Consider the following 14,457-nt stretch of genomic DNA (forward strand, 5'->3'; position numbering starts at 1 on the left):
GCTCAGGCGTGGATTTGACCTAGCTGACGGGCGATGATGTCGTGGTTGAGCCACAGCACCGGGCCTGTCGGGTCGGACGACTCGCGGAACATCAAGGGGCCTGTGGCTTCAATCACCAGGCTGCTGAGCACGTCCGTTATCAGCGCTTTGCTGTCCTTGTGCAGTTTCTGCACTTCGTCTGACGTGCCAATGGTGAGGTCGGCCTGATCCTGTTGGTTGGGCATGGGCCAGGCTTCGAAATTGCGGAAAGGCTGCATCGTGGGGTTGGTCTGGAAATCCAGTACCTTTTGCAGTACCGACTCCAGCGAAACACCATCCACCAACAAGGCCTGGCAGGCCTGCCATTGCCCATCGGTCCAGGCTCCGGCGCTCTCTTTTTTCAGTGCATTGAGCAGCGGAATCAGTGGCAGTTCCACGCCAGCAAAGATGTCGGAGGAGTTGGTCCGGATTTCGGGGCAGTTGTAGACGGTTGCCTTGATGCCTTGCCGCCAGGCATCCTGCGCAATACGCTCCAGGCGCATCTTGGCCAGACCCTGGGTGTAGTTGGTATAGGTCTGCCACACGTACTGGTCACCGATGAGGATTTCCGTGCCGTGGTAGCCATAGGCCGAGTAGCGGACCTGGCCACCCGCAGCCTCCACGCGCGAGCGGATGGCGGCGCTGGCCTGGATGAGGTGGCCAAACGTGTTGGCAGAGACCTCGTCGAAGTTCATCAGGATCAGCTTGCCCAGGTCGCTGTCCAGCAGCACCTGGGACGACATGAAGCGCTCGCCACGCCCTTTGTACACCCGGTTGGCGATGGCCAGAAACACTTTGGCCTTGGGGATGCCGCCGGCCATGGTGTGGGCAAAAAATACGTTGCGGCCTTGCGGGATCAGGGCATCGATCTGGGCCATGGCCTCTGCAACCGCGGTCGTAAAGCGTTTGACGCCGACTTCGCGGCACTTCTCGATGTGGGCCCAGTCCAGCTTGTGCTCCGTCCAGGTCTTGAGCGTCATGCTGCCCAGCATTTCGGTGGGCGTGGGACCGCCCGCGGGGGCATCCTGGTCAAAGCCGGCCATGAGCGGGATGTTGATGATCTTGCCGCCCAATGCCTGTTCGGCGGTGGCCAGTTCCTCGGCATTCAGTGGGCGCAGGGCGTTGTCTTCATCACGCCGTCCTACGGTAATGCCCACGATCTGCATGCCGGCCTTGCGCGCTTCGTTGACCAGGCCGTTGGCATAGCCGCGACCGAACAGCTCACCGAACAGAACAAAAACGTCGCCCTTCTGGAAAAGGCTTTTGGAGGGAAGTTGATGCAAAGGAATAGGTGTTTTCATACCCGCATTATTGCTTTTCATTCGGCAGCTACAGCGCCCATCGTTTTGCTGTGCCCGCCATCCACATAGGTGACCTCGGCCGTGATGCCGCTGGCCAAGTCGCTGAGCAGGAAGGCAGCCACGTTGCCGATCTCGTCAATCGTCACGTTGCGCCGCAAAGGCGAAGTGTCGGCCACATGGGCCAACAGCTTGCCAAAGTCCTTGACGCCACTGGCAGCCACCGTCTTGATGGGGCCGGCACTGATGGCATTCACACGGACGCAGCGCCCATCGGGCATATGGCCTATGGCTTCGGCCAGATAGCGAACTGACGATTCCAGCGACGCTTTGGCCAGTCCCATGGTGTTGTAGTGGGGAAGAATACGTTCAGCGCCCAGGTAGGTCAGCGTCAGTAATGCCGACTTGTCGTTCAGGTAGGGCAAGGCAGCCTTGGCCATGGCGGGGAAGCTGTAGGCGCTGATGTCGTGTGCAGTACGAAAGTTTTCACGGCTCAGGCCATCGAGGAAATTGCCGGCAATCGCTTCACGGGGCGCAAAGCCTATGCTGTGCACAAAGCCATCAAACCTGGGCCACGCGGTTGCCAAATCCTTGAACAGCGCATCAATTTGCACATCGTCTGCAACGTCACAATCGAACACCAACTGGGAGTCGAATTCAGCGGCGAATTCGGCAATACGGTCCTTGAAGCGCTCACCGACGTAACTGAATGCAAGCTCTGCACCTTGCTGGTGGCATGCTCTGGCAATGCCATAGGCAATGGAGCGATTGGAGAGCACCCCGGTGATCAACAATTTTTTGCCTGCTAATAAGCCCATAGGTCCTCATGAAAAATGCCGTCTCTAGTGCAGAATTGTCGCATGCGTCGTTTGCTGTTCTCCCTGCTGACTCTTTGTGCCTTTCCGGTCTGGGCAGCCCATGGATACGCGCTCTGGAATGACCTCAAATATCCCGCCGGCTTTGATCATTTCGCCTACGTCAACCCTCTGGCCCCCAAAGGTGGCGAGCTGCGTCTGGTCAGCAATCTGCGCACTTCCACATTTGACAAATACAACCCGTTCACCATCAAGGGCACCGCTCCCGCCTACCTCAGCGGCCTGATGTTTGACAGCCTGCTCACCGGCTCCATGGACGAGACCGCGTCCGGTTATGGCCTGCTGGCGCAGGATGTGCAAGTGGCGCCTGATCACCTGAGTGCCACCTTCCGCTTGCGCGCCAACGCCCGTTTCCACAATGGGGATCCGGTGCTGGCGCGGGACGTGAAGCACAGCTTTGACATCCTCAATGGGCCTTTGGTGTCGCCTGCCTACCGCAGTCAGCTGGAAGATGTTGCTGGCCTGGATGTGCTGGACGACCTGACTGTGCGCTACCGTTTCAAAAAGCCCAACCGCGAATTGCCGCTTACCGTGGGCGGCCTGCCGGTGTTCAGCCACCGCTGGGGTGAGGAAAACGGTGTGGCCAAGCCCTTCGACAAGATCGTCATGGATGTTCCCATTGGCAGCGGCCCCTACAAGCTCGGGCCGGTGGTATTTGGCAAGGACGTCACGTATGTGCGTGACCCGTCCTACTGGGCCCGCGATTTGAATGTGCGCAAGGGCACGGCCAACTTCGACCGCATCACCGTCAAGATCTACAAGGACAACACCGCGCGTCTGGAGGCGCTCAAGGCTGGCGAGTTCGATCTGATGCGCTTCTTCTCCGCAGGCGATTGGGCACGCCGGGTCAACGGGCGCAAGTTCGACAGCGGCGAGTTGGTAAAGGCAGAGTTCCGGCATAGCCTGCCCACTGGCTTTCAAAGCTATGTGCTCAACACCCGGCATGCCTTCCTCAAGGATGCGCGGGTGCGCCAGGCGTTGGGCCTGGCCCTGGATTACGAATGGATGAACCGGCAGATGTTTTATGGCGCCTACCAGCGGGTGCAAGGGCTGTTTGGCAATACCGACTGCCAGGCCCAGGGTGAGCCGGGCACTGAAGAGCGTGCGCTGCTGGAGCCCTGGCGTGGCCAGATACCCGAGGCAAGCTTTGGCCCCATGGCGCTGGCGCCGCGCACCGATGGCAACAACAGCCTGCGTGCCAACCTGCGCCAGGCCCAGCAACTGCTCAAGGACGCGGGATGGGAATACCGCGACGGTGCCCTGCGCAATGCGGCCAATCAGGTGCTGCAGCTGGAGTATCTGGACAGCAACGAAGTGGGCGCACGTACCGTGATGCCCTGGGTGCGCAATCTGGAGAAGATCGGCGTCAAGATGACCTTCCGGCCGGTGGACTTCTCCTTGTATCAGCAGCGCCTGCAGAAATTTGAATTCGACATCACTTCACTGGCCTACGGCGGCACCAACAACCCCGGTCAAGAATTTGCCGACCTGTTCGGCAGCAAGGCGGCTGACCAGGAGGATTCCGGCAACCACACTGGCATCAAGAGCCCGGCTGTCGACGCCTTGATCGCCAAAATGGTGGGCGCCAAGACCAAAGCCGAGTTATTGCCCGCCTGCCGGGCGCTGGACCGGGTCATCGCCCACAGCTACATCCTGATTCCGCAATGGTCTGCCTCTACCCACCGCATGGCCTACAACGCGTGGCGACTGGCCAAGCCCGACGTCTTGCCGCCGTATTCCCCTGGCGAGACCTGGGCCATTGATACCTGGTGGGCCCGCTGATGTTTGTCTATATCCTCAAGCGCCTAGCGCTCATAGTGCCCACGCTGCTGGGCGTACTGTTGCTGACCTTTGTGGTGGTGCAATTCGTGCCCGGGGGCCCGGTGGAGCAGTATCTGGCCGAAGCCAAAGCAGGCAAGGGCACCAGTGCGGAAGGCGGCTTTAGCTACCGTGGCTCCCAGGGCGTGGACCCCAAACGCATCGAACAGGCCAAGGCGCTGTATGGCTTTGACAAACCCGCACCCGAGCGTTTCTGGCGCATGCTGGTGCAGTTTGCCCATTTCGACCTGGGCACCAGTTTCTTCCAAAACCGAGCAGTCTCCCAGCTCATCTGGGAAAAGCTGCCGGTGTCCATGAGCTTGGGGCTGTGGACCTTCTTCATCAGCTACCTGGTGGCCGTTCCACTGGGCGTGGCCAAGGCGGTACGCGCCGGTTCGCGCTTTGACCTGGTCACCACCTTGTTCATACTGGTGGGCTATGCCATTCCCGGCTTTGTGCTGGGCGTGGCATTGCTGGTGATTTTTGGCGGGCAATTGCAGTGGTTTCCACTGCGCGGACTGACCTCCAGCAATTGGGAGCAAATGACCTGGGGCGCACGCATTACCGACTACCTGTGGCACATCGCCATGCCGGTCACCGCCATGGTGCTGGGCAGTTTTGCCGTGACAGCCATGCTGACCAAGAACGCTTTTCTGGAGGAGATCCGCAAGCAATATGTGGTGACCGCCCGCGCCAAGGGGCTTTCCGAGCGGCAGGTGTTGTGGAAGCATGTGATGCGCAATGCGCTGATTCCCATCGTGACCGGCTTTCCTGCAGCGTTCATCGGTGCCTTTTTTACCGGTTCGCTGCTGATTGAAACCCTGTTTTCGCTCGACGGGCTGGGCCTGCTGAGCTACGAGAGTGTGATCCGGCGCGACTATCCGGTGGTCATGGGCACTTTGTTCTTGTTTACCTTGATCGGGCTATTCACCAAGCTGCTGTCCGATCTTTGCTATGTCTGGGTGGATCCGCGTGTACGGTTTGACTGACCCCGAGGGAAGTTCCCCCCCTGAGTCGAGCTCCGCTCGCCTTCCCCCTGGGGGGACGCCGCCGGTGGACGGGCTGAGCCCGATCCACGGCGGCCTTGAGGTTGGGGCGGGCAAGCCTGCTGCTGTTGGTGCAACTGCGGCTGCCATTTCTGTTTCTCCTACGCGGCGGGCATGGTTGCGGTTCAAGCGCAATCGGCTGGGGTTTGGGAGCCTGGTGATTTTTTGCCTGCTGGTGGTGCTGAGCCTGGGGGCGGAGCTGGTGTCCAACGACAGGCCGCTGGTGTTGGTGTACCAGGGCCAGGTCTATTGGCCCATGGTCAAGGACTATCCGGAGACTACGTTTGGCGGGGACTTTGCGACGCCGACCGACTATCTGGATCCCTTTATCCGACAGAAGCTCAGTGAGCCGGGCAATTGGGCCCTGTTTGCGCCCAACCGCTATGGCCCTAGGACGCTGAACTACTTTGCAAAATTTCCCAACCCGGCTCCGCCCGGCGCGGACAACTGGTTGGGCACCGATGACCGTGGGCGGGATCTGCTGGCGCAGCTGATCTACGGCTTTCGCGTCAGTGTGCTGTTTGCTTTGGCGCTGACTGTCACCGGCACCGTGCTCGGTGTGGTGACCGGTGCGGTTCAGGGCTTTTTTGGCGGAAAGACCGATCTGGCCTTTCAGCGCTTCATCGAAGTGTGGGGCTCCATGCCGGAGCTGTACCTGCTGATCATCTTCAGCGCAGTGTTCGCGCCCAGCGTGGCCCTGTTGCTGATTTTGCTGAGCCTGTTTGGCTGGATGGGTCTGTCGGACTATGTGCGCGCCGAATTCCTGCGCAACCGGCAAATGGACTACGTGCGCGCGGCCCGCGCCCTGGGGGTGTCCAACTGGAAGATCATCACCCGCCATGTGCTGCCCAACAGCCTGACGCCGGTGGTCACGTTTCTGCCGTTTCGCATGAGTGGTGCCATCCTGGCCTTGACGTCGTTGGACTTTCTGGGCTTGGGTGTGCCACCCGGCACACCTTCGTTGGGCGAGCTGCTGTCGCAGGGCAAGAACAATATCGACGCCTGGTGGATATCGCTGTCCACCTTTGCGGTGCTGGTCATCACCCTGTTGCTGTTGACCTTCATGAGCGACGCGCTGCGGGATGCCGTGGATCCGCGAAAGGCACAGGAATGAGCCTGCTGGACGTCAACGACCTCAGCATTTCATTTGGCGGGCACACGGTGGTGCAAGGCGTCAGCTTTCGCGTAGAAGCGGGCGAGAAACTGGCTTTGGTAGGAGAGTCCGGCTCCGGAAAGACAGTTACTGCATTGAGCCTGCTGCGTCTGGCCGAGGGCGCGGTGGTCGGTGGCGAGGCACTGTTTGACTCTGCTCAAGGCCATGTGGATTTGCTGCAATTGGCGCCTGGGCCCCTGCGGGCCCTGCGGGGCCAGGACATCGCCATGGTGTTTCAGGAACCCATGACGGCGCTCAATCCGCTCTTCACCGTGGGCGAGCAGATTGCCGAAGTCTTGCAGCTCAAGATGGGCCTGAGCGCCAGAGACGCGTCCCAACAGGCCGTTGATTTGCTGGCCGAAACCGGCATCGCAGAGCCGGAACGCCGCGCCAAGGCCTTCCCGCATCAGCTCTCTGGCGGGCAGCGCCAGCGCGCCATGATTGCCATGGCGCTGGCTTGCAAGCCCAAACTGCTGATTGCCGATGAACCCACCACTGCTCTGGATGTGACGGTACGCCAGCAGATTCTGGGGCTGCTGGACGCGCTGCAAACCAAGCACGGCATGGCCGTGCTGCTGATCACCCACGACCTGAACCTGGTGCGACGCTTTGCCGACCGCGTGGCAGTGATGGAGCGCGGCCATATCGTGGAGCAGGGGCTCGTCACTGACATTTTTGCGAACCCGCGGCACGTCTATACGCGCAGGCTTTTGGCCAGTCGGCCCCAGCGTGACGTAGTGCCCATTGCGCCTGAGGCGGAAACCGCCGTGCAGACGCGTGGCCTTCGGGTGACCTATCCCGTGCCGCTACCCGGCGTGCGCGGTTGGTTTTCCAAGGGGGAGTTCGTTGCGGTACGGCAGGCGGATATACGCCTGCAGGTCGGCCAGACCGTGGGCATCGTGGGGGAGTCCGGCTCCGGCAAGTCCACGCTGGCGCTGGCGGTGCTGGGGCTGTTGCCGTTCAGCCGTGAAGTGACCTTGTTCGGCAAATCCTGGGGGCAGGGCAGAGCCCTTGACCTGCAGAACCGCAAACAGGCGCAGGTTGTTTTTCAGGATCCGTTTTCCTCTCTTTCGCCCCGTCTGACCGTGGAGGATATTGTGGGGGAAGGCCTGTTGGTGCATGAGTCAGGGCTGGAAGCTGCCGTGCTGCGCAACAGGGTGATCTCGGCGTTGCGGGACGTGGGTTTGGATGAGGTGCAATTCCCCGGTTTGCTGCAGCGCTATCCACACCAGTTTTCCGGCGGTCAGCGTCAGCGCATTGCCATTGCCAGGGCGCTGATCGTGCAGCCACGGGTACTGGTGCTGGATGAGCCCACCAGTGCGCTGGACGTCACCATGGCGCAGCAGATATTGGTACTGCTGCAGCGCTTGCAGGCCGAGCGCGGACTGGCCTATCTGCTGATTACCCACGACGTGGAGGTCATACAGGCCATGGCGCACCAAGTGGTGGTCATGAAAGACGGCGAAATCGTGGAGCAAGGGGCGCTGGAGTCGGTGTTTTCCCGCCCCCAACAGCCCTATACCCGCACGCTTCTGGCAGCTTCACAATAATTCCCTTAGAAATCAAGGCACTTATACCTCTTTTGCAGTACAATCCAAGCTCACGACCAAACGGGCGGGTATTTACCGCCCGTTTTTTTTGGTCGATTGTTTTTGGCTAGTGTGTATTTTTGGTCTGGGGTGAATGCGGCGTGGCGTTACAGGAAATCGTTGAACAGACGGTAAGCGGCTTGGGTTATGACCTGGTGGAGATTGAACGCTCTGCCGGCGGCCTGCTGCGTATCACCATCGATTTGCCCTGGGAAAAGCCCATGGAAGGTGCGCCGGTCGTGGAGCAGTTCATCACCGTGGAAGACTGTGAGAAGGTCACGCGCCAGTTGCAGTTTGCGCTGGAAGTCGATGGGGTGGAGTACCGGCGTCTGGAGGTTTCCTCTCCCGGTATCGATCGCCCTTTGCGCCATGCGGCTGATTTCGAGCGCTTTGTCGGTCAGGTGATCGACATCACGTTGAAAGCCCCAATGGGAGCTGCGGCCAACGGCCAGGTACACGCCAATCGCAAGAAATTTCGCGGCACGCTGGAGCGTGTCGAATTGGCCGATGGAGCCGTGGGGTGGCAGATCGTCTGGAGCGATGCCCCTGCGGTCAAGCCGGGTCAAAGGGTTAGCAAGAAGCGTGTGCCGCCGCCTATGCAGGTTCTCGGCTTTGCGCTGGATGAGTTGCGTGAAGCGCGCCTGGCTCCGATTGTGAGCTTCAAGGGGCGTGGGCAAGGTGGCAGCACCGGCGGAGAAGAGCCCGCTGTGGGCCAGGAATAGCTGGTTTTGGTTTTGATTTAAGTGTTCAGGAGAGTCATGGCATGAATCGCGAACTGTTGATGCTGGTAGAGGCAATTTCCCGTGAAAAGAACGTGGAACGTGATGTGGTGTTGGGCGCCGTGGAAGCCGCATTGGCGCAGGCAACCAAGAAGCTCTACGCTGGTGATGTGGATATCCGCGTGGCTCTGGACCGCGACAGCGGCAACTACGAGACTTTCCGCCGTTGGCATGTGGTTCCCGACGAGGCGGGTCTGCAGTTGCCCGACCAGGAAATCCTGCTGTTTGAAGCCAAAGAGCAGATCCCCGATATCGAGGTCGATGAATACATCGAGGAGCCCATTGAGTCGGTACCCATCGGGCGTATCGGTGCCATGGCTGCCAAGCAGGTGATCCTGCAGAAAATCCGTGACGCTGAGCGCGAAATGCTGCTCAACGACTTCATGGCACGCGGCGAAAAGATTTTTGTCGGCACCGTCAAGCGCATGGACAAGGGCGACATCATTGTGGAGAGTGGCCGCGTCGAGGGCCGTCTGCGCCGCAGCGAAATGATCCCCAAGGAAAATCTGCGTACCGGTGACCGCGTACGCGCCATGATCATGGAAGTGGACCTGACCCTGCGCGGCGCACCCATCGTGCTGTCGCGCTCGGCCCCTGAGTTCATGATCGAACTGTTCCGCCAGGAAGTGCCCGAGATCGAACAAGGCTTGCTGGAAATCAAGTCCTGCGCCCGTGACCCCGGTTCGCGCGCCAAGATTGCCGTGCTGTCGCATGACAAGCGCGTCGACCCCATCGGCACCTGTGTCGGTGTGCGTGGTACCCGCGTCAATGGCGTGACCAACGAACTCGCTGGTGAGCGCGTGGACATTGTGCTGTGGAGCGAAGATCCGGCCCAATTCGTGATTGGCGCCTTGGCTCCGGCCAATGTGTCTTCCATCGTCGTGGATGAAGAGCGCCATGCCATGGATGTGGTGGTGGACGAAGAAAACCTCGCCATCGCCATCGGTCGTGGTGGTCAGAACGTGCGCCTGGCGTCCGAACTGACAGGCTGGAAGATCAACATCATGGATGCCGCCGAGTCGGCACAGAAGCTGGCTGACGAAACCAATGTGGGCCGTCGCCTGTTCATGGAAAAACTGGATGTGGACGAGGAAATCGCCGACATCCTGATCGCCGAGGGTTTCACCAGCCTGGAAGAAGTGGCTTACGTTCCCTTGCAGGAAATGCTGGAAATCGAAAGCTTTGATGAGGACACGGTGCACGAATTGCGCAACCGCGCCAAGGATGCCTTGCTGACCATGGAGATCGCACACGAAGAAAGTGTGGACGAAGTCTCCCAGGATCTGCGGGACCTGGGCGGGCTGACGCCAGAGTTGATCGGCAAATTGGCCGACAACGGAGTGCATACCCGTGACGACCTCGCCGACCTCGCGGTTGATGAGCTGACCGATATCACCGGTCAGTCACCCGAAGAGGCTACCGCCATGATCATGAAAGCGCGCGAACATTGGTTTACCAATGAAGCCGCTTCGCACGAGTAATGGTCATGCATTCGAAATTCCAGTAATGGCTAACAGCTGCCTTCCGGGCCCTGTTAGCCGACGCCAAAGGTTACACAACAAATGTCCAGTACGACCGTCGCCGAGTTTGCCAACGAACTCAAGAAATCAACTGAAACGCTGCTTGAGCAGCTGAAGTCTGCCGGTGTGGCCAAGAGTGCCGCATCCGACACACTTACCGATGCCGACAAGCACAAGCTTCTGGGCTTTCTGCAGAACAGCCACGGCACGGCTGCGCCAGAACGCAAGAAGATCACGCTGGTGAAAAAGCAAACCACCGAAATCAAGCAGGCGGATTCCAGTGGCAAGGCCCGCACGATCCAAGTGGAAGTGCGCAAGAAACGCACCTTTGTGCGGCGTGAGGACGGTGTCGACCAGGTGGTTGAGACGACTGAGCAGGACGAACAACCGCAAGCCGCTTCTACGCCCGCAGTGGACCATGCAGAACTGGCCCGCCGTGAGGAAGAGGCGCGTCGTCAGGCTGAGCTGATCCGCCGCCAGGAAGAGGAATTGGCACAACGCCGCAAGGAGCGCGAAGAGCAGGAAGCCCGCGCCCGTGAAGCTGCAGAAAAGCAAGCTGCCGAAGCGCGCGCCGCACAGGAGCGCGCCGCTGCCGAAGCTGCTGCAAAGACCGCAGCCAAGCCCAAGGCGAAAAGCGACGTGGCTGCCACTCCCGCTCCGTCGCCAGCGGTGGATGCTGCCGCGGAACAGGCTCGCGAGCAGGAAACGCAGAAGGTTGCAGCCCAGCAGGCTGCTGCTTCCAAGGCGCAAGCCGATGATGAGGCCGCACGTGCCGCCGATCTGGGCGACCGTCGCCGCAAAGCCGAGGCAGAAGCCGCCGCGATTCGCAGCATGATGTCCGCCCCCAAGCGCGTGCTCGTGGCCAAGCGCCCGGAAGAAATCCGGGCCGAGGCGGCTGCAAAAGCCGGGATCAAGGGCACATTGCATAAGCCGCCAGCCGGCACTGCCGTTGCCAAGGCGCCCGCCAAGCCGGCAGCTGGCGCCCCCGCTGCTGCTGCGCCGGCTGGAAGTGGCAAGGAAGTCAAGTCTGCCAAGCTGTCGAGCAGCTGGGCCGGAGATCCGGGCAAAAAGAAAGAGCTCAAGACGCGCGGTGACACCAGTGCGGGAGCCGGACGCTCCACCAACTGGCGCAGCGGCCCGCGAGGCAAGCGTGGCGGCAATGACCGTGATCGTGACGGCATGCAGCAGCAGGCAGCGCCGGTGGAAGCCCGTGTTATTGAAGTGCACGTGCCCGAAACCATTACCGTGGCCGAACTGGCCCACAAGATGGCCATCAAGGCATCCGAAGTCATCAAGCAATTGATGAAGCTGGGCCAGATGGTCACGATCAACCAGCCGCTGGACCAGGACACCGCCATGATCGTGGTGGAAGAGCTGGGCCACAAGGCCGTGGTTGCCGCTCTGGACGATCCGGAAGCCTTTACCGACGACGAAGTTCAAGGCCAGCAATCCGAGTCCTTGCCGCGCGCACCGGTTGTGACCGTGATGGGTCACGTGGACCACGGCAAGACTTCGTTGCTGGATTACATTCGCCGTGCCAAGGTGGCTGCGGGTGAAGCCGGCGGCATTACCCAGCACATTGGTGCCTACCATGTGGAAACGCCACGCGGCATGATTTCCTTCCTGGATACCCCGGGTCACGAGGCTTTTACCGCCATGCGTGCCCGCGGTGCGCAAGCCACCGACATCGTGATTCTGGTGGTTGCAGCCGACGACGGAGTGATGCCGCAAACCAAGGAAGCCATCAAGCACGCCAAAGCGGCTGGTGTTCCTATCGTGGTGGCTATCAACAAGATCGACAAGCCGGATTCCAACCCCGAGCGCGTGAAGAACGAGCTGGTGGTGGAAGAGGTGGTGCCGGAAGAGTTCGGTGGTGACTCGCCCTTTGTGGCGGTGTCGGCCAAGACCGGCCAGGGCATTGACGAACTGCTGGAGCAGGTGCTGCTGCAGGCCGAAGTGCTGGAACTCAAGGCTCCGGTGGATGCCATGGCCAAGGGTCTGGTCATCGAAGCCCAGCTCGACAAGGGACGCGGTCCCGTGGCGACCATCCTGGTGCAGAGCGGTACGCTCAAGACCGGCGACGTGGTGCTGGCTGGCCAGACCTATGGCCGTGTGCGTGCCATGCTGGACGAAAACGGCAAGCCCATCAAGTCCGCGGGTCCGTCCATCCCAGTGGAAATCCAGGGTCTGACCGAAGTGCCGCAAGCCGGTGACGAGTTCATGGTCCTGTCCGACGAGCGCCGCGCCCGCGAAATTGCGACCTACCGTGCCGGCAAGTTCCGCAATACCAAGCTGGCCAAGCAACAAGCCGCCAAGCTCGAAAACATGTTCTCCGACATGTCTTCCGGCGACGTCAAGATGCTGCCCATCATCGTCAAGGCCGACGTGCAAGGTTCACAGGAAGCACTGGCGACCTCCTTGCTCAAGCTGTCCAACGAAGAAGTCAAGGTGCAACTGGTCTACGCCGCGGTGGGTGCGATCAGTGAGTCCGACATCAACTTGGCCATTGCCTCCAAGGCCGTGGTGATTGGCTTCAATGTGCGCGCCGATGCCGGTGCGCGCAAGCTGGCCGAAGGCAATGGCGTGGATATCCGCTACTACAACATCATTTACGACGCCGTCGATGAGTTGAAGGCAGCCATGTCCGGCATGCTGGCACCAGAGAAGCGCGAAGAAGTGATCGGTACGGCCGAAATCCGCACCGTGTTCGTGGCCTCCAAGATCGGTACCGTGGCGGGTTGTATGGTTACCAGCGGTTTCGTCAATCGCAGTGCCCATTTCCGTCTGCTGCGCAACAACGTGGTGATTTATACCGGCGAACTGGACTCGCTCAAGCGCATGAAGGACGACGTACGCGAAGTCAAGGAAGGCTTCGAGTGCGGTGTCAAGCTGAAGAACTACAACGACATCAACGAGGGCGATCAACTCGAGTTCTTTGAAGTCAAGGAAATCGCCCGTACGCTGTGAGCCCCCAGGCATGAAAAAGAAGTCATCCACACCCAACCGCGGCTTCCGCGTGGCCGATCAGATCCAGCGTGATCTGACCGAGCTGATTGCGCGCGAGCTCAAGGACCCGCGGGTGGGCATGGTGACCATTCAGGCCGTCGAGGTGACGCCGGACTATGCGCATGCCAAGGTGTTTTTCAGTTTGCTGGTGGGTGACCCGGTGCAGACGGCTGAAGGGTTGAACCAGGCGGCTGGCTTTTTGCGCGCTGGCTTGTTCAAGCGTTTGCACATTCATACGGTGCCAACCTTGCACTTCATCTTTGACCAGACGGTGGAGCGTGCCGCGGACATGAATGCCCTGATCGCCAAGGCCGTTTCCTCGCGCGCGAAAGAAGACTGACCATGCAAGCAGCCGGTTCGCCCTTGGGTGCGAAGGCACCCTTGGGGGGCCAGAGCCGTACACGTGTGCAGAGGCGCCCGGTGCATGGGGTGCTGTTGTTGGACAAGCCATTGGGCCTGTCAAGCAACCAGGCGCTGCAGAAGGTGAAGTGGCTGTTGCGCGCCGAGAAGGCCGGTCATACCGGTACGCTGGATCCGTTGGCCACAGGTGTGTTGCCGATTTGCTTTGGTGCTGCTACCAAGTTCAGCCAGATGCACCTGGATGCGGACAAGGCGTATGCGGCCACGCTGCGGCTGGGTATCAAGACCAGCACGGCGGACGCCGAAGGTGAAGTGCTGAGCGAGCGCGACGTGCATGTGGACGGGGAGTTGCTGAAACGGGTGGTGGCAGGTTTTGTAGGGCCGATAGCCCAGGTGCCACCCATGCACAGTGCTTTGAAAAAGGATGGCAAGGCCCTCTATGAGTATGCGCGAGCCGGCGTGGAAGTGGAGCGTGAGGCACGCCATGTGACGATATACGCCATCCGTATCGTGCAGGCACGACTGGACGGTGAAAAGCCCGAAGTGGATCTGGAGGTGGAGTGCAGTAAAGGCACCTACATCCGCACTCTGGGAGAAGACATTGGTGAAGCGCTGGGATGTGGCGCGCACCTGAGCGCCCTGCGGCGAATCCGCACAGGCGGGTTTGACGAATCGCAGTGCGTTTCGGTGCAGGCGCTCGAAGCCATGGATGACGCGCAGCGACTGACCTGCGTGCGGCCTACCGAGGCTTTGCTGGCAGGTCATGACGTGGTCACGCTGGACAGCGAGAATGCGGCACGGTTTTTGAGTGGCATGCGCAGGCGGGGATCCTGGCGCGATGCAGATGCGGTGGCGGTATTTGCCGAGCAACCGCGGGCACTGTTGGGCAGCGCCCATGTGAAAGCGGGTGAGTTGATCCCCACGCGGCTCTTGAGCCCACCGGAAGTCAGTGAATCCTTGATGCAACAGAAATTAAGTTAGTGTTTGAAAGTGAA

The 14,457-nt window shown here is 60.4% G+C and carries 11 protein-coding genes; 9 read left to right on the forward strand and 2 right to left on the reverse strand.

The features are described 5' to 3' along the window. Positions 1–2: 2 nt before the first annotated feature. The gene (locus tag AC1RMF_RS07790; RefSeq protein WP_493141008.1) at positions 3–1,319 is read right to left on the reverse strand and encodes an enoyl ACP reductase FabMG family protein; all 1,317 of its coding nucleotides are present in this window, start codon (positions 1,317–1,319) and stop codon (positions 3–5) included. Between the two features lie 17 nt (positions 1,320–1,336). After that, positions 1,337–2,134 (reverse strand): enoyl-ACP reductase FabI, encoded by a 798-nt coding sequence (fabI, locus tag AC1RMF_RS07795; RefSeq protein WP_342617619.1) that lies wholly within the window; start codon positions 2,132–2,134, stop codon positions 1,337–1,339. Between the two features lie 42 nt (positions 2,135–2,176). Here fabI and AC1RMF_RS07800 point away from each other — a divergent pair, with 42 nt between their 5' ends. From AC1RMF_RS07800 to truB, 9 genes are all read left to right on the forward strand, one after another. After that, positions 2,177–3,973, forward strand: a complete 1,797-nt coding sequence (locus AC1RMF_RS07800; protein ID WP_342617620.1) for an extracellular solute-binding protein — start codon at positions 2,177–2,179, stop codon at positions 3,971–3,973. After that, a complete protein-coding gene (locus AC1RMF_RS07805; RefSeq protein WP_342617621.1) occupies positions 3,973–4,998 on the forward strand; it encodes a microcin C ABC transporter permease YejB in 1,026 nt (341 codons plus the stop codon). Before AC1RMF_RS07800 ends, AC1RMF_RS07805 begins: the two co-directional genes overlap by 1 nt. Then, complete coding sequence (locus AC1RMF_RS07810) at positions 4,964–6,169, forward strand: ABC transporter permease (protein ID WP_493141011.1); 1,206 nt, start codon at positions 4,964–4,966, stop codon at positions 6,167–6,169. Before AC1RMF_RS07805 ends, AC1RMF_RS07810 begins: the two co-directional genes overlap by 35 nt. After that, complete coding sequence (locus tag AC1RMF_RS07815) at positions 6,166–7,758, forward strand: ABC transporter ATP-binding protein (protein WP_493141013.1); 1,593 nt, start codon at positions 6,166–6,168, stop codon at positions 7,756–7,758. Before AC1RMF_RS07810 ends, AC1RMF_RS07815 begins: the two co-directional genes overlap by 4 nt. Before the next feature lie 140 nt (positions 7,759–7,898). Then, positions 7,899–8,519 (forward strand): ribosome maturation factor RimP, encoded by a 621-nt coding sequence (rimP, locus tag AC1RMF_RS07820; RefSeq protein WP_493141016.1) that lies wholly within the window; start codon positions 7,899–7,901, stop codon positions 8,517–8,519. Between the two features lie 41 nt (positions 8,520–8,560). Then, on the forward strand, positions 8,561–10,057 hold the full coding sequence (gene nusA / locus AC1RMF_RS07825; protein WP_342617625.1) for a transcription termination factor NusA: 1,497 nt from the start codon (positions 8,561–8,563) through the stop codon (positions 10,055–10,057). Positions 10,058–10,138: 81 nt separating this feature from the next. Then, a complete protein-coding gene (gene infB, locus AC1RMF_RS07830) occupies positions 10,139–13,063 on the forward strand; it encodes a translation initiation factor IF-2 (RefSeq protein ID WP_493141019.1) in 2,925 nt (974 codons plus the stop codon). Between the two features lie 10 nt (positions 13,064–13,073). Next, complete coding sequence (rbfA, locus tag AC1RMF_RS07835; RefSeq protein WP_342617627.1) at positions 13,074–13,442, forward strand: 30S ribosome-binding factor RbfA; 369 nt, start codon at positions 13,074–13,076, stop codon at positions 13,440–13,442. A gap of 2 nt (positions 13,443–13,444) precedes the next feature. Beyond that, a complete protein-coding gene (truB, locus tag AC1RMF_RS07840; RefSeq protein WP_493141022.1) occupies positions 13,445–14,443 on the forward strand; it encodes a tRNA pseudouridine(55) synthase TruB in 999 nt (332 codons plus the stop codon). The last annotated feature ends 14 nt before the right edge of the window (positions 14,444–14,457 follow it).

The organism is Rhodoferax sp. GW822-FHT04A08 (genome assembly GCF_058801025.1).

What these genes read in the sequence shown, in the direction of transcription:
- nusA (WP_342617625.1), top strand. Translation starts at nt 8,561, where the DNA reads ATGAATCGCGAACTGTTGATGCTGGTAGAGGCAATTTCCCGTGAAAAG.
- AC1RMF_RS07800 (WP_342617620.1), top strand. Translation starts at nt 2,177, where the DNA reads ATGCGTCGTTTGCTGTTCTCCCTGCTGACTCTTTGTGCCTTTCCGGTC.
- AC1RMF_RS07790 (WP_493141008.1), bottom strand. Translation starts at nt 1,319, where the DNA reads ATGAAAACACCTATTCCTTTGCATCAACTTCCCTCCAAAAGCCTTTTC.
- rbfA (WP_342617627.1), top strand. Translation starts at nt 13,074, where the DNA reads ATGAAAAAGAAGTCATCCACACCCAACCGCGGCTTCCGCGTGGCCGAT.
- AC1RMF_RS07805 (WP_342617621.1), top strand. Translation starts at nt 3,973, where the DNA reads ATGTTTGTCTATATCCTCAAGCGCCTAGCGCTCATAGTGCCCACGCTG.
- infB (WP_493141019.1), top strand. Translation starts at nt 10,139, where the DNA reads ATGTCCAGTACGACCGTCGCCGAGTTTGCCAACGAACTCAAGAAATCA.
- AC1RMF_RS07815 (WP_493141013.1), top strand. Translation starts at nt 6,166, where the DNA reads ATGAGCCTGCTGGACGTCAACGACCTCAGCATTTCATTTGGCGGGCAC.
- fabI (WP_342617619.1), bottom strand. Translation starts at nt 2,134, where the DNA reads ATGGGCTTATTAGCAGGCAAAAAATTGTTGATCACCGGGGTGCTCTCC.
- truB (WP_493141022.1), top strand. Translation starts at nt 13,445, where the DNA reads ATGCAAGCAGCCGGTTCGCCCTTGGGTGCGAAGGCACCCTTGGGGGGC.
- AC1RMF_RS07810 (WP_493141011.1), top strand. Translation starts at nt 4,964, where the DNA reads ATGTCTGGGTGGATCCGCGTGTACGGTTTGACTGACCCCGAGGGAAGT.